The following is a 17,990-nucleotide window of genomic DNA, read 5'->3' as shown; positions in this document are numbered from 1 at the left end:
ATTCGTTAATATTCGTCTTCATTGAAAAAGAAGTCATCTTTGGTTGGATAATCCGGCCAAATTTCTTCGATATTCTCATACGGTTCACCGTCGTCTTCTAAGGCTTGGAGATTCTCTATAACTTCTACAGGGGCTCCTGAACGGATAGCATAGTCAATTAATTCATCCTTAGTTGCTGGCCATGGGGCATCTTCGAGGTGCGAAGCTAATTCTAATGTCCAATACATATATCTGATAATTTAAAATTTCGTTTTTTGGCAAAAGTAATATTTAATTTGACTTATCCAAGTCTTTCCTTTGTAATTTCTTTTTTTTGTAGTAACAAGTTTGTTATTTGAAAGAATTTTACTCTCTCATTCAAGTTCAAATGTTTTCAAAATCAGAGCCTTTAGCATTCAATGCTGCCAATCTCGGTGATACAGATTTAATATTGGTATTCGGATAGTCATCTTCAATCAATCCGTCCCGCATACGTACGATACGGTGAGCGTGTTGCGCAATATCTTCTTCATGGGTGACCAGAATAATGGTGTTACCTTTTGCATGAATATCTTCCAGCAGCCCCATGATCTCAATAGATGTCTTGGTGTCTAAGTTTCCTGTAGGTTCATCGGCCAGTATAATGGAGGGATCGTTGATCAACGCACGGGCTACTGCCACACGTTGACGCTGTCCTCCGGAGAGTTCATTTGGTTTGTGATCGGTACGATGTTCCAGTCCTACACTTGTCAGCGTAGCCAAAGCTTTTTCATCTCTGACTTTTTTGGATTTACCGGCATAGATCAGGGGAAGGGCTACATTTTCCAAAGCTGTAGACTTGGGAAGCAGGTTGAATGTCTGGAAAACAAAACCAATTTCCTTGTTACGTACTTCAGCCAGCTCGTTCTCTGTCATCTGACTGACATTGATACCGTTTAATACATATTCTCCTTTTGATGGTGTATCCAGACAACCCAGAATATTCATTAATGTAGATTTTCCGGATCCTGAAGGACCCATCAGTGCAACAAATTCTCCTTTTTTTATGGAAAGAGAAACTGAATTAAGCGCATGGATGGTTTCTGAACCAATAATGTATTTTCTGCCTATATCTGTTATCTGAATGAGGGTATTATCTGCCATCTGGAACCTGTTTATTGGTCAAAAGTTACGATAATTTCTTTATTTCCCAATAAGATTTCATCTTTTCGTAGATCAATTCCTGAAAATCTTCGAGATTTTCCTCTGTATATCCTTCCGGACTCACCGGAGCTAATACGGTGGAATATATTTTCCCGGGTCTGGAACCATCTCTTCTTCCGTCATCCCAGAAGATATCCCATGCGTTGTGGATAACGATCGGTATAATCGGGATATTATTTTCTATCGCCATACGGAATGGTCCCGATTTGAATTTATGCAGTACAGGAGGGTAGGAGTCATCAATACGGCCTTCCGGAAAAATAACTATGGACTTGCCTACCTGCAGGTTTTGGGTCGCTTTTTTAAACGCTCTGAAGGATGCAATTTTACTTTTGCGGTCCACCGGAATATCTATGGTCTTAAAAAATATCCGTGTTACGGGATTTTTAAGCAATTCGGCTTTTCCAAGAAATGAAAAGGATTGATGGCAGATATGGCTGAGGGTGGTAATGTCTAATACAGAGGTATGATTGGCACATAAAATATAGGTTTTACTCCAGTCTATAGGAGATTCATATACGGTTTTGAATCGTATTCCGACACAATAGGCACTTAGCAGACTGATCCACTTTCGGCAATAGGCTATCTGATGGTAATATTTGAGTGGTTTTCGGGTAAAGAAATAAAGAACCGGAAAAAACAGAATAAAGAAAAACAGAACAGAACTAAAATAACAAATCCGGTGGATTTTTTTCCATATTCTAACCATGGAACCAAATATAATGAAGGATTTATTGTTAAACAAGAGTAAAACACCTTAACAGATCAAAGATTAACTTTAATACTGTTAAGGTGCAGTTATTTTACTTGCTTAATTCAGCATAATATTTGTGAAACAAAGGAATGGTAGAGATACCCATCAGGTAATTTTCAATTCCGTATTTTTCATTAGGAGAGTGAAGGTTGTCACTGTCCAGGCCAAAACCAAGTAATACCGTTTTGATGCCCAGGACGTCTTCAAAAAGTGCTACAATAGGAATAGAACCACCGCCACGGGTAGGGATAGGTTTTACTCCAAAAGTATCATTCAGCGCTTTTTCAGCAGCTTTATAGGCAACACTGTCTGTAGGAGTCACCACCGGTTCACCTCCGTGATGAGGTTTTACTTCTACTTTTACATAATCCGGAGCAATGGCTTCAAAGTGTTTTTTGAATAAATCAGTAATGCGTTGAGAATTTTGGTTGGGTACCAGACGCATAGAGATTTTGGCAAATGCTTTTGAAGGAAGTACTGTTTTTGCACCCTCTCCGATATACCCGCCCCAGATTCCGTTTACTTCCAGAGTAGGACGGATGCCGGTACGTTCAATAGTTGTATATCCTTTTTCTCCCCAAAGCTCTTCTACTCCAAGGTCTTTTTTGTATTCTTCGATCTCAAAAGGAGCTTCGTTAAGTGCTTTACGTTCTTCGGCTGTCAGTTCGATTACATCATCATAGAATCCGGGGATAGCAATATGATTGTTTTCGTCATGCAGGGAGGCGATAAGTTTGGATAGAATAGTAGCCGGGTTAGCCACTGCTCCTCCGTATACACCGGAGTGAAGGTCACGATTAGGACCTGTTACTTCCACTTCTACATAAGAAAGTCCTCTTAATCCTGTTTCTAATGAAGGTTGTTTCATGCTGATCATAGATGTATCTGAAATAACGATAACATCTGCTTTCAGTTTATCTTTGTTTTCTTTAACAAAAGTTCCCAGATTTTTCGATCCTACCTCTTCTTCACCTTCGATCATAAATTTAATATTACATGCCAATGCATTATTTTTCATCATGTATTCGAAAGCTTTGACGTGCATATAAAACTGGCCTTTGTCATCTGCAGATCCGCGTGCATAGATTTTACCATCACGTACAGTAGGCTCAAACGGAGGAGTCTCCCAGAGTTCGTAGGGGTCTGCAGGTTGCACGTCATAGTGGCCATAAGTCAATACAGTAGGTAATGACGGATCGATGATTTTCTCACCATATACAATAGGATTGCCTGCAGTAGGGCATACTTCTACCTGATCTGCACCGGCATCACGCAATTTTTGAGCAACAAATTCAGCTGTTTTTTCTACATCACCTTTGAATTTAGGATCCGCACTGACCGAAGGAAGTCTTAGCAAATCAAACAATTCGTCAAGAAAACGCTGCTTATTTGCTTCTACATATTCTTTTATATTTTGCATAATATGAATGTATTTGTTCCAAAATTACGTAAACTATTGGTTATTGGAAACCCGCAGCTAAAGATTGTCTGTCAAATTCAGAGGTGATATATGTATTAAGAATTTCTAAATGATAATGCTTTTTTAATAATGTGTTTTTAAAGTTTGAATTAATTATATGTGTCTTTTGTAAACTTTGACTTCCTTTTTTGAAAGAATTGATTTGATATTGTCATGAATAATCATTAATTATTATATTAGTATCTACACTGATTTAAACCATGTCTAACCAAACCTTGATTTCGATACCGGAATTTGAGCAGATATTTGAAAAATGGAATAAAAAGGTTTATCAATATGCATTGGGTAAAACTTCTTCCCCGTTTATTGCGGAGGAAACGGTACAACGCGTGTTTATTAAGCTTTGGGATAACCTTTTTCATAAAAATGTTGCTGTCGACATCGAGGCGCAGGTCTTTTGTATTGCACGTACGACATTGCTGGACATCGTGAAAGAAGAACGAAAAAGGCAGCTGATCATGGATATGCAGCCGGCGGAGGATAATGTGCCTACACCGTCAGAGCTATACCGGCTGAAGGAGATGAATGCCAGTTACAAACGGGCAGTGGAACGCATGCCTGCTTCCAGAAGAGAAGTTTTTCTGTTAAGCAGGTTGGAGAACTTAAGCTATAAAGAGATTGCTCATCGCTTGTCTATTTCACCCAAGACTGTTGAAAATCATATTGCCTTAGCTTTGAAGGCATTGAAAAAGACCTTGTTCATTTTATACATTTTATTTTTTTTAAAATAGTTTTGGGGGTAAGCTCCGTTTCTGCAGTATTCTTAATGTATGAAGATTACTACAGATTTAATCAATCGCTATTTAACTAATAAATGCTCAGCTGAAGAAGCTGAGTATCTGGAAAACTATATTCAATATTTAGGGACATCACTGGACCAGCTCTTACCACGGGAAGAGTGGGAAGAAACAGACGGAGATGTCGAATACATTGGACAAGAGGAGATACGTGCAAAAATACTGGCTGCTGTAGCGCATAAGAAAAAGCTATCTTTTAGACGGAGAATACTTGTTAAGCTAACCCGTGTGGCGGCAATATTGATATTTTTCTTTGGGATTTATTTGCTTGTGAACCGCTCTGAACAAAGCCTCCCTCAAGATCCGAAAAATTTAGTCGCTACGAACAGAGACAGTACTCAAGTCAGTAATCTTTACTACATCAATTCCGGGAATGAAAGCATGTCGCTGACAGCGAGTGACGGTTCGGTCATCACATTATACCCCAAATCTGAAATTAAATATGCTGAAAATTTCAGTCACCTGAAGGAAAGAGTATTGTATCTCAAGGGGAAAGCCAGATTTGAGGTAGCCAAAGATAAAAGTAAGCCCTTTCGTGTACATTCTAATGGGGTGATCACCACTGCTTTGGGGACAATCTTTATTGTGGATGAGCTAAAATCTACGCAAACAAACATCAAATTGCTGGAAGGCAAAATAGAAGTTAAGGCGGAGGATTCTAATAAATCCAGGAAATTGATCCGTACCTACGAGCCTAATGAAGAAATAACACTTGATCATAAAGCTTTGAGGGTGCTGGAAGAAGTAAAGATGAATACTGTGGGTAAGGGGCGGGGCGGATACTTTGTGCAGAACAAGGAAAATATCCGTTTCCAGAATATAGCATTAAAAGATGTACTGGATCTTCTGGCACAAAACTACGACATCAGCCTGCAATACGATCAGGATAAGATCAGGGATAAATACTACAGTGGGGTCTATGTAAATAGCAATCACGTGTACAAAGAAATTATTAAAGAACTAAACTACCTACATCATGCAGATATAAACTATACCAATCTCCAATACTAAACAATAAAACAAAAATCAAAATTATGAACATCTTTCTATCTAAGAAGCATCAGTTGCTGACGATGCTGCTCTTACGGTTTAAGAGCCCGCGGACCAATTGTCCACTACGGTTGGGAATTTTAGGGGTGCTCTGCGTGAGCAGCCATGCCGTGCTGGCACAATCCGCTGCTTCTGTACACGGAGTAGTGCGTGATGCGGCGAATAATCCGATTACAGGGGCTACTGTCTCTATCGAAAATCCGACCACAAAGTATAAACAGGTCAATACGACCAATACGGAGGGAATATTCTCTTTTGATCGTATTCCGGAAGGTCAGGGATATGTGATTACGGTCAGTTATCTGGGATTTAAAACCAAGACGCTCAGCAACTATAATATTGATGCGAAGGACAAAGTAGCGATAACGGTTGCATTGGAACAGGATCAGGAAAGTCTGGAAGAGGTCGTAGTCGTAGGATACGGAAAACAGCGCAAAGCGAATATTACCGGATCTGTGGCTTCCGTCAATGCAGAACAATTGAAAAATATTGCTCCTTCTAATCTTTCCAATACACTTGCCGGAAGGGCAGCAGGTATCAATGTGACCAATACCTCCGGTATGGCCGGAGCGTCCTCCAGTTTGCGGATTCGGGGAAGTTTTGCAGAACCTTTGTATGTCATCGATGGTATTGTGCGGGATAAGGCGGCCTTTGATGCACTGGAAGCAAATGAGGTTGACCAGATGAGCTTTTTGAAAGATGCTGCTACGGCAGCAGTGTATGGTACAAGAGCCGGTAACGGTGTTGTAGTGGTGACTACGAAAAAGGGAACGGCTCAGGAACCCGTGTTCAATGTGCAAAGTAATTACAATTTTGGAGCACCTACACAGACGCTGTTGGCCGATATCACTACAGCTGCAGATGAATTAACGTATCAAAACAGAGTCTCTCAATTTCTCTGGGAAAACGGATCCCGCTCACAGCCCTGGGTGGCACCTAACGGCCAGGAGGAGTTTGACTATTTTAAGGATAAGGTGTATAGTGTAAATGATGTGATCTGGAGAAATCCGTTCAGTCATCGTCAATCGATTTCAGTATCGGGAGGTGGTGACCGGATTACGTACTATAACCTGGTCAGTTACCGTAAAGAAAATGGCTCGTACAAATCTTTGAATCACGAAAAATTCAATTTGAGAAGCAATGTTAGCGCTAAGATTACGGATGATTTTACAATAGATGTCAATATATCTGCCAATCAGATTAATTCCCAACGCTTTTACTGGCCGTTCAGTACTTCTTCCAATGATGATGACTTTGATGTGTCTGATTTTTACCGTGTGACATTCAACTGGCCAAAGATGTATCCGTTCTACCTGAATAAAGATGGTTCACCCAGTAATACAGCAACGGAATACCCTGTTCAGACACCGATGGGAAGCTGGCAGGCCTGGAATGTCATCGATCAGGTGGTGGGTAACCGCTATATAGACCGTAAGGTGCGTCAGGTAAATCCGATCATGACATTGAATTACAAACTGGATAAGCTTGTGGAAGGACTTTCTACAAAGGTAGTGGGAAGTTACCTTGCAGAGGACTATATGCGCAAGCGCTTTATGACCTTTCAAAAGAACTACACCTTTACTTCTCTGAATCCGGATGGAAACCGGTTTATCCCGGCGCCACCTTCAGAAGATAAGGTGAATATCTTTACGTTCAGTCAGGCACAGCCTTTTATGGACTATGCTCCACAACGTGAATGGGAATATCAGGTCAACTGGTTCCTGAACTACAACAGACGGTTCAATAAACACGATGTAGATGCATTGGTTGTCTATGAACAGTTCAAAGCCGGAGGGACCTATGTGACTTCACGTGCAGAAAATCCGATCGTGAGTATCGATCAGATGTTTATTTATCCTACGGATAGAACCTTTAGGTCTACAGATGCCTATGAAAGTATCAACTCGAGACGAGGTTTTATCGGAAGGGCAAATTACAATTATGCAGATAAGTACATTGCTGAATTTTCATTCCGATATGACGGATCTCCATTGTTTCCGGGTGACAAACGCTGGGGATTTTTCCCTTCGATGTCAGCTGCCTGGAGGATATCGGAAGAACAGTTCTTTTCTGGTATCAAGAGTACATTTAGCGACCTGAAGCTGAGGGCATCTTATGGTACTACGGGTAACGATTTAAATGTCAACGCTGAGCGGATCGGACAATTTCTTTATCAGGAGAAGTACAGGCCTGCCGGCGGCTATATGTTTGGCGACCGTTACTATAATGGAATTGCATACGGGGCTACACCGACCCAAAATCTGACCTGGACGACTTCTAAAAGTATTAATATCGGGGTGGACTTTGGTTTGATCAATAATAAACTGACAGGTGTTTTGGATGTATTCAGCAGAAAGGAAACAAATATTTTAGGCCCCAGATCGCTGAAAGTTCCTGATAATTACGGGCGGGAGCTGGCTCCGGAAAATTATGCTGCAAGAAGTTATAAAGGCGGCGAATTTTCGCTTAACTGGAATGACCGTTTAGGTGAGGTCTCTTACGGATTGACGGCGAATATCGGTTATGCAAAAGACCGTTGGGATATCTATGATGAAGAGCCTGCATTTGCAGTGGGAGGAACCCGCAATTTCGAATCGAGGGTAGGGAGACCTGAAAATCGTATTGTAGGACTTGAAGCTATCGATCTGGTAAGGACGCAGGCACAATTGGATGCCTTGAAAAATCAGGGTTTCAAAACGTATGGACGTGATCCGTATCTGGGGATGATCCTGTACAAAGATATCAGAGGTGCTAATTATTCGGATACACCGGATGGTAAAATAGATGACAACGATATGATGCTCCTGTCGGATGATAATACCCCTCGTATCAATTATGGGTTTGGCTTAAATGCAAGCTGGAAGGGGCTTACTGTCTCCGCTTTGCTTCAGGGTGTCATGGCATATGATCGTGTTATCAGCAATCAGGAGGGTGGCGGTATACGTCAGCATGGAGGTACATTCCGCCCTTACTACCCGATCTGGGCAGGCGATGTGTGGACTGCTGAAAATCCGGATGCCGCATATCCAAGAGTTGTAGGGTCTAACTGGCAGGAATCCGGAACAGGAGTTTCGAGCTTTTGGATCCGTAACGGGGCGTATCTGCGTTTAAGAGATCTCAACATCTCTTACAGCCTGCCCCAGTCTGTGACGAATGCGATGAAGATTAAAAATGTAAGTGTGTTTTTTAACGGAACCAATCTGTTTGTATTCTCTCCGATGACTGAATTTCATGATCCGGAGCAAAAGATGTACGATTCCTATCCTGTTATGAAAACATTCGCATTAGGCTTAGATGTTAAATTTTAACTGAAATCAACATGAAAAATATATTTTATCCCATTATAGCATTGTTGCTGACTACCTGGTCGTGTAAGAATGTTTTAGATATTGACGATTTAAATTCTCTTGACGAGAGTAAAGTCTGGAGCGATTCAAATCTGGTAAAAGCATACGTCACCAACCTGTATCCTTTATTTGGCAACTGGAGCTCAGGAGCAGATAATAATTCCGAGCAACTGATCGGGATAGCTTTTCCTTTAGATGCGGTAACGGTGAATAATACTGCGTATAAAGCCTGGGATTATACCACTATACGACGTATCAATACCGCTATCCAAAAGGTAAAAGAGAATACCACCTTATCTGCAAACTTTAAGAATTCAATTATTAGCCAGGCTTTGTTTATGCGAGCCTATATGTACTTCAATATGGTAAAGTATCATGGTGGAGTTCCTTATATTACCGCTCCGCAGGATCTGGAAAAGGACGATCTGGAGACGCCGAGAAATACAACAAAAGAATGTTTTGAATTTATCATTAAAGATCTGGATGAAGCCATTGCGTTGTTACCTCCGACTATTCCGAAGAGTTCTGCTGATTATGGTCGTATAGATGGCAATTTTGCTGTGGCGTTTAAAGCAAAAGTCTTATTGTATAAGGCTTCTCCACAATTCAATCCCGCTAACCCTTATGACAACGCCTATTGGGCCGATGCACATGTGGCGAATAAGGCTGCTTATGACCGGCTCAAAGCGAATGGCTATAGTCTGACCACAGATTACGCTAATATTGCATTGCAGGAAAAAGGACCGGAAGTGGTATTTGCAGTGATAAATGCTTATCCAAATAAAGTGGCTGCCTGGGACAATGGAGTGCGACCGGGTTCGGAGAGCAGGGGTGCAGCAGGAGCAGTCCCTTCCTGGGATTTTGTAAAAGCTTTTCCTATGAAGGATGGCAGGCTGTTTTCGGATCCGGCTGGAAAATATTATAAGTCTGATGCTGCATTTTTACAGTCATACTGGGAAAACCGGGATCCAAGATTTGATAAATCTATCGTATGGAACGGAAAGCTATATGAGGTGTCAGGAAAAGCGGGCAAACGGCAATATACCGCGGTGGGTATAGCGGCTGATCTGGATAATTTTGGTGTAAATCCGAAAGCCAATACACCATCTGAAAATTTAAACAGGTACAGCGGATTTTTCATCCTGAAGAATTCTAAGTTATCGCTTAAACAGACAGAAGTGGAAACTCAATATGATGTCGATTATGTATTGATGCGATTTGCCGAGGTGATGATGAATTATGCGGAGACCGCAAATGAAACCGGAGATTTCAATACGGCTTTGGATATTCTGAAACAAATCCGGATGCGGGCAGGCATAGAGGCCGGAGCAGATGGTAAATATGGTATCGTGGCTACAAATCGCATACAGATGCGGGATGCTATATTGGCCGAGCGCAATATAGAGTTTTGCTTTGAAGGACATCGTTTTTGGGATTTGAGACGATCAGGAAAACTGAGTGTACTGAACAATACGACTAAGTATGGAGTGGAAGCAATAGCCATCAACAGCAATGGTACTGAAATGGATCTGGAAGCAGCTGCGGCATTGGCAAAGACCTATCAATTGAGAGAAAATCAATTTAAATATAGCGTATTACAGGTTCCAAATACAGGAAATAAGGTGAATCTGGTACCTGATAAATACTACTTCTTTCCGATAGCACAATCAGTTATTGATAAAAATCCAAAAATAATCCAGAATAAAGATTGGGGTGGCTCTTTTGATCCGACCATACAGTAAACTAAACTAAACATAGACGGGGCTGTCCAAAAATGTTGGATAGCCCCGTTTTTTACGATTCTATAAGGACCTACCTGCAGATAGGCAACTCTACAAGGGTTTGACTTGATTTTTTAGACACCTTCTTTGCTTTTATTAAATGTGCTGTCTATCCGGAGAGCATATCCTGTCGGCTGAATCCGGAACAATTTCTAAGATTGTGATTCCCACCTGCTGCTATATATCTGACTACTATACTTGTTCTTTTGTTGTTAAAATAAAATAGTGTGAGTTATTTTATGCCCTGCTTCTGTCTAATTACGGAGCGGATACCCTTTTATAAAAGGGCAGTTAACGAAATGTAAGGATAAAGACTGTTTGTCGGACGAAATGTAAAAATTTTGTGGAATAATATCATAAAAGTCATCTATTTACTGTGTTACTAAAGATTTAAATTACAAACAGTGTTAAATTTTAGTTAAGACTATTCATCGAAGACAATATAATTATATCTTCGTGGTGGTTATTTACCTATTTGAAATATTTTAAACCATATCAAATCATATGAGGCGACTATTACTCGCATTTTCGGTTCTCCTGATTGGACTTCTATTCTCTCAACCTGTATTTGCCCAGAAAAAACTATCGGGTGTTGTACAGGATGAAAAGGATAAGTTAAAACTGGAGAATGCTACTGTAATGCTATTGACAGCACAAGATTCTATTTTAGTAGACTTTACCCGTTCGGACAAGGATGGCAAATTCACATTAAACCTACCGGATACGGGTTCTTATCTGGTGATATCCAGTTATCCCAAATACGGGGATTTTTACAGCCCTATCGATGCTAAGAATAATTATGCGAATTTTAGTATAGCGCTTAGTACCAAAGCTCAGTTACTGGAAGAGGCAATTGTAATCGGACGAATTCCTATTGTAGTAAAAGGGGATACAACGGAATACGATGCGGGGAGTTTTAAAGTAGAAAAAAATGCTAAGGTAGAAGATTTGTTAAAAGTATTGCCTGGGATTTCCGTTGATGCATCGGGAAAAATTACAGCTCAGGGTAAAACAGTAGAAAAGGTTCTGGTTGATGGAGAAGAATTTTTTGGAAATGATCCGAAACTGGTAACCCGTAATATCCGATCGGATATGGTTGATAAAGTGCAGGTGTATGATAAGAAGTCTGAAGAAGCTGAACGTACAGGAGTTGATGACGGACAGAAAGTGAAAACTATCAATGTCAAACTGAAAGAAGATAAGAAAAACGGACTATTCGGGAAAGCGCTGGCCGGAGGTGGCACAGATGACTACTATATGGGTCAACTGATGTTGAATAAGTTCAAAGGCTCGCAGAAAATTGCAGCATATGGATTAGTGGGTAATAATGCAACTACTTCTTTATCCTGGCAGGATACGGAGAAGTACGGGGAGAATGACAATGTTTCGTATTCGGATGATGGAGGTACATTCTACAGTACTAATGGGGGAGATGATTTTTCGGGGGAAGGTGTCATTGGTATACCGAAAGCCATCAACTCCGGGATTATGTTTTCGGACAAAACAAAGAATGGAAAGCATAAGCTGAATTTGAGTTATAAGTATGGTAAGATTGAAAATGAAGGTAATGAAGAAACGATCTCTCAGAACAATTTACCGGATCAGATACAAAATACAAATGCCCTTCGTCAGATAGCAGCAGACAAGGACAGACAGAAGCTGAATCTGAAATATGATCTTCAGTTTGACTCTTTAACATTGCTGACAATCACCGGAAATGCTTCCCGTGATAATATCTGGGGTGAAACCAGAAATAATTCACAGACCTTTGACGGGAATATGGATACCCTGAATACCAGTGAGTCACTGGATATAAATGACAGGAAAGTAGAAGCTATTAATGCAAGAGCCCTTTTCACCCGGAAATTTATGAAAAAAGGACGTTCTTTATCTATGGCATTAAGTATCAATAACAATGAATCCAATGGTGATGGCTACTTGTTCTCTGATACCAAAATCTACAAGGATAATGTGCTTGCGAACAGCATTATTTTTGATCAGCGAAAGGATAACAGACAGAAATCTACTACAAAGGGAGGAAATATCTCTTATACCGAGCCGTTGACAAAAGAGCTGAATCTGACCCTGAATTATGGGTTACAGCGTAATGATAATAAGTCATTGCTCAATTCCTTTAACAGGTCATCGGCTGATGATCCTTACAATATTCTGGATTCGATGTACAGTAATGATTATGCTTTTGACCGGTTGAGTAACAGTTACCGTGTGTCCCTGAATCTGAATAATGAGAAGATATGGGCGAACCTGACGAATAATCTGAATAATGACCGTCTGCATCAGCAGAATAATTATACAAACTCGGAGTTGACACGTTCATTTCTGACTTACAACCCGTCATTATCGATGTCCTACAGGTTTACAAAAAGCTCTAATCTATATTTTAATTACAGCGGACGTAATCAGTTGCCTTCTTTAAACCAGATCCAGCCGTTAAGAAGCAATCAGGACGCCCTTAATCAATATATTGGTAATGAAAATTTAAAGCCTGCATTCTCAAACAGCTTTAATCTGAATTATAATTCTTCTAAGATGCTGGCTGGCTCCTATATGTATATCGGTACCTATATCAATTTTACTAATAATGCCCTGATTCAGAATGTGGAAACACTGGATGGTGGTAGAAATAACTTTAAATGGGCCAACCTGGATGATCATACCAACCAATCGATTAGTGCATGGGGAGGCTACTCTTTCAAACTTAGCAAGAAACTGAATATTGACAATGGCCCGAGACTATATATCAACGGATCCAAAACCTTTAACTCAGTCAACAGTAAGCTGAATAAGATTGATAACATGAGCTATTCAATAGGTTATAATATCTCTAAGAACACAACAAAGGGATTTGATTTTGATATCAATTTGTCTCCTTCTTACCAGAAGATGTCTTCGAGCTTACAACCTGATCAGAACAATGATGGTTTTATCTTTAATTCTAATGGAGGAATGTCGTATTACTTTCCTGCGAAGGTTAAGTTGTATGTAAATTATACCTACACATATCAGGCTCCGACAGAAGCATTAAAAGAGAAGTTTGATCAATTTCTGGTACACCCGGGGATCAGCAAGAAATTCCTGAAAAATGAATCACTGATGCTTGATTTTACAGTTAATGATTTACTTAATCAGAATACAGGATTTAGCAGATCTAATTCGAATACATTTTTTATACAACGCAGATCAGATACCATTCGCAGGTATTATATGCTGAAAGTATCCTGGGATTTCACTAAAATGTTTGTTAATTAAGAATTCGATCAATCATGAAAATAGTTAAGATTTTTCTTTTTATAAGTATTGCTTTATCTGCCCGCTCCGGTTTTGCACAATATACAATGTTCCCCAAGACAGGGACGATTACATTCGATAAGACTGTTTACCTTCAAAACATGCTTAAAAAGCAATTGTATGCAAAGGCTGAAGGGATGACAAAGAACTGGTATGATCAGATCTCCAATAAATTGCCCGGCAATGTTGTTCTGAAAAATACACTGAAGTTTAATAATGATGAAACGCTTTTTGAATATGTAAAGACGGATATAAGTGAAATCGCCAGTTCATTTATGGAAAATCACGCCATCAAGGGAGACGGTACGGTCTATACGAATCTGAAGACGAAGGAATATAAGCGTTACCAGGATTTTTTTGGTGATAATCTGGTTATCAAAGATTCTGTACTTCGTATTAAATGGAAGATTACGGATGAGTATCGCGATATTGCCGGATTTGAATGCCGGCGTGCAAACGGATTGACACAGGATTCGCTGTATGTGATTGGTTATTATACAAATGAGATTCCCGTAAGCGGAGGGCCCGAATCCATAAGCGGACTTCCGGGAATGATTTTAGGTTTAGTCGTACCATATGATCACGTTTCTTATTTCGCCAGCAAAGTGGAGTTCTCAAATACAGTTCCCTTTGACCTTTCCGTATTTGATAAAAAGAAAAATAAAGTTATGCCGCGCAAAGAGGTAGAAACAAGATTCAGACAGATGGTAGAAACCTTTTTGCCGAAAGATCTGGTGACCTACCTGATTGACTATTTCCTGCTATAGCAGAAAAATAGTTGTCTAAAAAGTCAAGTCAAACCCTTTGAGAATTGCATATCTGAAATGATACTGTAAGGGAGGGAGATACATATAAAATCAAATAGAAATAGGGCTATCCAATCTTTTTGGATAGCCCTATTTCTATTTTAGAAACCTTGTTATAACTTTTCTCTCCTTTTAAAGGAGAGATGCCCGAAGGGCAGAGAAGTTAATTATAAAACTACAAAACCTCTCAATGACCCTTCCGACATGTCAGAACAGGGTTTCCTTAAATGGAGAAGGATAGCTATTAGCATAGATAAAGTGTTTTTTGTCGCGTCTGAAGGTGTCCTCACCAACAGTATGAAAATTTCGTCCTTATCATTTGGTGGGACACCAAATGACGCTGTTGAGTATTTTAAGTTGATTCGGGTTTCCTGGCGGGGCGGTTATATTATAAGCATTATAACCTCTCCCTGACTGTATCCTTAAAAAGGAGAGGGAATTGGTTTATCCAATAACAAAAAGAAGGCACTCTGTATTTCGGAGTGCCTTCTTTTTGTTATTTGAATTTACTTGCAAGAGCGGCAAGTTTGGTTGCCATATCCGTTTCCGGTTGCTGGCGTTGTTTATGTTGTCCGGCTTGTTCCCGTTTCTTCGGTCTTGGAGCAGCTTTTTCTTCCGTCTTCATAGAGAGGCCGATGCGGTTCCTTTTTTCATCTACCTCTGTGACCGTTACCATTACCTGCTGTTGTACTTTTACAACTTCATGCGGGTCAGACACAAATCTGTTTGCAAGCTGGCTCAGATGGACTAATCCATCCTGGTGAACGCCGATATCTACAAAAGCCCCGAAGTTGGTAATATTGGTTACAATACCCGGCAACTTCATTCCTATGCGAAGATCAGAAATCGTGTTGATGCCGTCTGTGAATGAAAATGCTTCAAACTTTTCACGCGGATCTAATCCGGGTTTAGCCAACTCAGATAAGATGTCCTGTAGTGTTGGTAATCCGACTTCTTCAGACACATATGCTTTCAAAGGAATGGATTTGCGCAACTCCTCATTTGTTAATAAATCGGATACATTCTTACCCAGATCTTTGGCCATCTTTTCCACTACGCTGTAGCGTTCAGGATGTACCGCTGATGCATCCAGTGGATTTTCAGCATTACGGATCCGGAGGAATCCTGCGGCCTGTTCGAACGCTTTATCTCCCAGACGAGGTACTTTTTTCAATTCTTTTCTGGATTTAAAAGCACCATTTGCAACTCTGTAATTGACGATCTGTTGTGCAAGAGAGGGACCCAATCCGGATACATAAGCCAGGATTTGTTTAGAGGCTGTGTTTAGTTCCACACCTACAGCATTTACACAACTGATAACGGTGTCATCTAATGCGGTCTGCAGTTTATTCTGATCTACATCATGCTGGTATTGTCCTACGCCAATGGATTTAGGATCGATTTTGACTAATTCTGCCAGAGGATCCATTAGGCGACGGCCTATAGAAACCGCTCCCCTGACGGTGACATCATGGTCAGGGAACTCTTCACGGGCAGTTTCAGATGCTGAATAAATAGAAGCTCCGCTTTCATTCACCATAACCAAAGTGATGTCGGGAATATTGAGCTTACGTACAAATTCTTCTGTCTCACGGCCTGCAGTTCCGTTTCCTATAGCGATAGCCTGAATATCATATTTTTTGACCAGATGTTCAACTGTTTTTGCGGCTTCTGCTGCAGCACCTGCTCCTGTATGAGGGAATATAGCTGTATTTTCCAGCAAAGTACCTTGCTCATCCAATACAACTGTTTTACAGCCTGTACGGAATCCGGGGTCAATAGCCAACAGGCGTTTTTGCCCTAGTGGCGCTGCTAATAAAAGCTGACGTACATTATCTGCAAATACTTTAATGGCCTCCTCATCCGCTCTCTGTCTGGTCAGTACACGTATTTCAGTTTCCATAGATGGCTTTAGCAGTCGCTTGTAGCTGTCTAATAAAGCCATACGTACCTGTGTAGCGGCAGGATTGGCTGCTTTAATATAAAGTGTATCGATAGCCGGTACGACTTCTTCTTCAGCCACTTCAATATCCAGATATAACAGTTCTTCTTTCTCTCCGCGTCTCATAGCCAGTACACGGTGAGAAGGAGCGTCTTTCAGAGACTCTGACCATTCGAAATAATCTTTATACTTTTGTGCAGCTTCTTCTTTCCCCGGAACGACTCTGGATACAAACTGTCCCTTTTCTAAAAATATTTTTCGTGAACGGGCACGTACATTAGCATCTTCAGCGATGGTTTCTGCAATAATATCCCGTGCACCTGCCAGTGCATCTTCCACACTCTGCACTCCTTTTTCTTCATCAATAAGGGAAGCTGCCAGTGTTTCGAAATCTTTGCCGTCCTGTAACAGAATCTGATCAGCAAGAGGCTGAAGACCTTTTTCACGAGCTATACTTGCGCGGGTCTTACGTTTTGGTTTGTATGGAAGGTAAATGTCTTCCAGACTTGCCATCGTCTCTGCAGCTAATATTTGTTGTTCCAGTTCCGGAGTTAATTTTCCCTGTTCGGTTATAGATTTAAGAACCGCTTCCTTACGTTTTTCCAGTTCTCTTAATTGCTGGATTCTGTCACGGATGGTTGTGATCTGCACTTCATCGAGACTTCCGGTCATCTCTTTACGGTAGCGGGCAATAAACGGTACTGTAGCACCCTCATCTAATAATTCAATAGTAGTACGAACCTGTCTGTCACTAATAGACAGTTCGTTAGAAATAACCATTTGGTGTGACATAAATGAATATTGTAGTATATGAAAATCAAAAGCTGTTGGAATTAACCAACAGCTTTATAATATTGTGCTGTAAAAATAAGAAGAATATAATTAAGCTTCTTTCTGTTCCGGTTTATTTTCTGAAGACGGTTGTGGAGAAGCGGCCGCATGTGCCTGCTCTTCAGAGGAAACTTCTGCCTGTTGATTACTTGCAAAGTGATCATTGTAACCGTAGTTGTAATGGTTTGCATTTGGATCATAGTCAGGCTGACGACCCGGCTCATGCTGATAGGTACCTTCCGGAGCTGAAAACTGAGGAAGTTTTTTTTCCTGATCAGGAGAATCTGTAGAGGCTGTTTGCGTCGTTTCTGTTTGTTGTGTAACAGGTTCTGCAGGAGTCTCAGCAATTTTCTTCTCTTCTACATCCTTATCAAAATTATTGATCTGATCCGATATTTCACGTTTGATGCCTTCGGATGCATCTTTAAATTCACGAATCCCTTTTCCTAACCCACGAGCTAATTCAGGAAGTTTTTTACCACCAAAAAGCAACAATAAAACGATTACTATCAGAATCATTTCCTGGGTGCCAATGTTTAAAAATGCTAGTGTCATATTTGACGATTTTTTGTTTGTTATATTAATATGTAAATCTAAGGTAAGTGTAAATTATAGTAATCGCCAACAAGATTTTGTAATTATTATGTGATTTTTATAAAACAGGTACTTACATATGACGAATTAAAGACGCAATACCATCTAAACTTTTTC

Annotated in this window: 12 protein-coding genes; 6 read left to right on the top strand and 6 right to left on the bottom strand. The window is 40.4% G+C overall.

Features of this window, described 5'->3' with window-relative positions:
• Positions 1 to 5 precede the first annotated feature (5 nt).
• From HMPREF0766_RS10430 to HMPREF0766_RS10415, 4 genes are all read right to left on the bottom strand, one after another.
• Entirely contained in the window at positions 6 to 227 is a 222-nt protein-coding gene (locus HMPREF0766_RS10430; RefSeq protein WP_002996718.1) for a DUF2795 domain-containing protein, read from the bottom strand.
• A 136-nt stretch (positions 228 to 363) separates the two neighbouring features.
• Entirely contained in the window at positions 364 to 1,122 is a 759-nt protein-coding gene (locus HMPREF0766_RS10425; protein WP_002996703.1) for an ABC transporter ATP-binding protein, read from the bottom strand.
• Between the two features lie 25 nt (positions 1,123 to 1,147).
• Positions 1,148 to 1,891 carry a lysophospholipid acyltransferase family protein gene (locus tag HMPREF0766_RS10420; RefSeq protein WP_002996700.1) on the bottom strand — a complete coding sequence of 248 codons (744 nt, stop codon included), beginning with the start codon at positions 1,889 to 1,891 and terminating at the stop codon, positions 1,148 to 1,150.
• 94 nt (positions 1,892 to 1,985) lie between these two features.
• Entirely contained in the window at positions 1,986 to 3,356 is a 1,371-nt protein-coding gene (locus HMPREF0766_RS10415) for a dipeptidase (RefSeq protein WP_002996697.1), read from the bottom strand.
• Positions 3,357 to 3,616: 260 nt separating this feature from the next.
• Here HMPREF0766_RS10415 and HMPREF0766_RS10410 point away from each other — a divergent pair, with 260 nt between their 5' ends.
• From HMPREF0766_RS10410 to HMPREF0766_RS10385, 6 genes are all read left to right on the top strand, one after another.
• Positions 3,617 to 4,147 (top strand): sigma-70 family RNA polymerase sigma factor, encoded by a 531-nt coding sequence (locus HMPREF0766_RS10410; protein WP_002996694.1) that lies wholly within the window; start codon positions 3,617 to 3,619, stop codon positions 4,145 to 4,147.
• A 39-nt stretch (positions 4,148 to 4,186) separates the two neighbouring features.
• Positions 4,187 to 5,224, top strand: coding sequence for a FecR family protein (locus HMPREF0766_RS10405; protein ID WP_002996691.1), 1,038 nt, complete (start codon positions 4,187 to 4,189; stop codon positions 5,222 to 5,224).
• Between the two features lie 23 nt (positions 5,225 to 5,247).
• Positions 5,248 to 8,571, top strand: a complete 3,324-nt coding sequence (locus tag HMPREF0766_RS10400) for a SusC/RagA family TonB-linked outer membrane protein (RefSeq protein WP_002996688.1) — start codon at positions 5,248 to 5,250, stop codon at positions 8,569 to 8,571.
• An 11-nt stretch (positions 8,572 to 8,582) separates the two neighbouring features.
• Entirely contained in the window at positions 8,583 to 10,352 is a 1,770-nt protein-coding gene (locus HMPREF0766_RS10395; protein ID WP_002996685.1) for a RagB/SusD family nutrient uptake outer membrane protein, read from the top strand.
• A gap of 543 nt (positions 10,353 to 10,895) precedes the next feature.
• The gene (locus tag HMPREF0766_RS10390; RefSeq protein ID WP_002996682.1) at positions 10,896 to 13,661 is read left to right on the top strand and encodes an outer membrane beta-barrel protein; all 2,766 of its coding nucleotides are present in this window, start codon (positions 10,896 to 10,898) and stop codon (positions 13,659 to 13,661) included.
• 14 nt (positions 13,662 to 13,675) lie between these two features.
• A complete protein-coding gene (locus HMPREF0766_RS10385; RefSeq protein WP_002996678.1) occupies positions 13,676 to 14,467 on the top strand; it encodes a GLPGLI family protein in 792 nt (263 codons plus the stop codon).
• A 535-nt stretch (positions 14,468 to 15,002) separates the two neighbouring features.
• On the opposite strand, the gene HMPREF0766_RS10375 is transcribed toward HMPREF0766_RS10385, so the two are convergent.
• Positions 15,003 to 17,240: a Tex family protein gene (locus HMPREF0766_RS10375; RefSeq protein ID WP_002996673.1), complete on the bottom strand. Its 2,238-nt coding sequence runs from the start codon at positions 17,238 to 17,240 to the stop codon at positions 15,003 to 15,005.
• 90 nt (positions 17,241 to 17,330) lie between these two features.
• Positions 17,331 to 17,834 (bottom strand): Sec-independent protein translocase subunit TatA/TatB, encoded by a 504-nt coding sequence (locus HMPREF0766_RS22665; RefSeq protein WP_002996670.1) that lies wholly within the window; start codon positions 17,832 to 17,834, stop codon positions 17,331 to 17,333.
• Positions 17,835 to 17,990: the final 156 nt, after the last annotated feature.

Origin of the sequence: Sphingobacterium spiritivorum ATCC 33861 (assembly GCF_000143765.1) — a bacterium.
Taxonomy (GTDB): domain Bacteria; phylum Bacteroidota; class Bacteroidia; order Sphingobacteriales; family Sphingobacteriaceae; genus Sphingobacterium; species Sphingobacterium spiritivorum.
Note: the sequence above shows the minus strand (reverse complement) of the source record. Positions and strands in the feature narration are given on the sequence as shown.

What these genes read in the sequence shown, in the direction of transcription:
- HMPREF0766_RS10430 (WP_002996718.1), bottom strand. Translation starts at nt 227, where the DNA reads ATGTATTGGACATTAGAATTAGCTTCGCACCTCGAAGATGCCCCATGG.
- HMPREF0766_RS10425 (WP_002996703.1), bottom strand. Translation starts at nt 1,122, where the DNA reads ATGGCAGATAATACCCTCATTCAGATAACAGATATAGGCAGAAAATAC.
- HMPREF0766_RS10420 (WP_002996700.1), bottom strand. Translation starts at nt 1,891, where the DNA reads ATGGTTAGAATATGGAAAAAAATCCACCGGATTTGTTATTTTAGTTCT.
- HMPREF0766_RS10415 (WP_002996697.1), bottom strand. Translation starts at nt 3,356, where the DNA reads ATGCAAAATATAAAAGAATATGTAGAAGCAAATAAGCAGCGTTTTCTT.
- HMPREF0766_RS10410 (WP_002996694.1), top strand. Translation starts at nt 3,617, where the DNA reads ATGTCTAACCAAACCTTGATTTCGATACCGGAATTTGAGCAGATATTT.
- HMPREF0766_RS10405 (WP_002996691.1), top strand. Translation starts at nt 4,187, where the DNA reads ATGAAGATTACTACAGATTTAATCAATCGCTATTTAACTAATAAATGC.
- HMPREF0766_RS10400 (WP_002996688.1), top strand. Translation starts at nt 5,248, where the DNA reads ATGAACATCTTTCTATCTAAGAAGCATCAGTTGCTGACGATGCTGCTC.
- HMPREF0766_RS10395 (WP_002996685.1), top strand. Translation starts at nt 8,583, where the DNA reads ATGAAAAATATATTTTATCCCATTATAGCATTGTTGCTGACTACCTGG.
- HMPREF0766_RS10390 (WP_002996682.1), top strand. Translation starts at nt 10,896, where the DNA reads ATGAGGCGACTATTACTCGCATTTTCGGTTCTCCTGATTGGACTTCTA.
- HMPREF0766_RS10385 (WP_002996678.1), top strand. Translation starts at nt 13,676, where the DNA reads ATGAAAATAGTTAAGATTTTTCTTTTTATAAGTATTGCTTTATCTGCC.
- HMPREF0766_RS10375 (WP_002996673.1), bottom strand. Translation starts at nt 17,240, where the DNA reads ATGTCACACCAAATGGTTATTTCTAACGAACTGTCTATTAGTGACAGA.
- HMPREF0766_RS22665 (WP_002996670.1), bottom strand. Translation starts at nt 17,834, where the DNA reads ATGACACTAGCATTTTTAAACATTGGCACCCAGGAAATGATTCTGATA.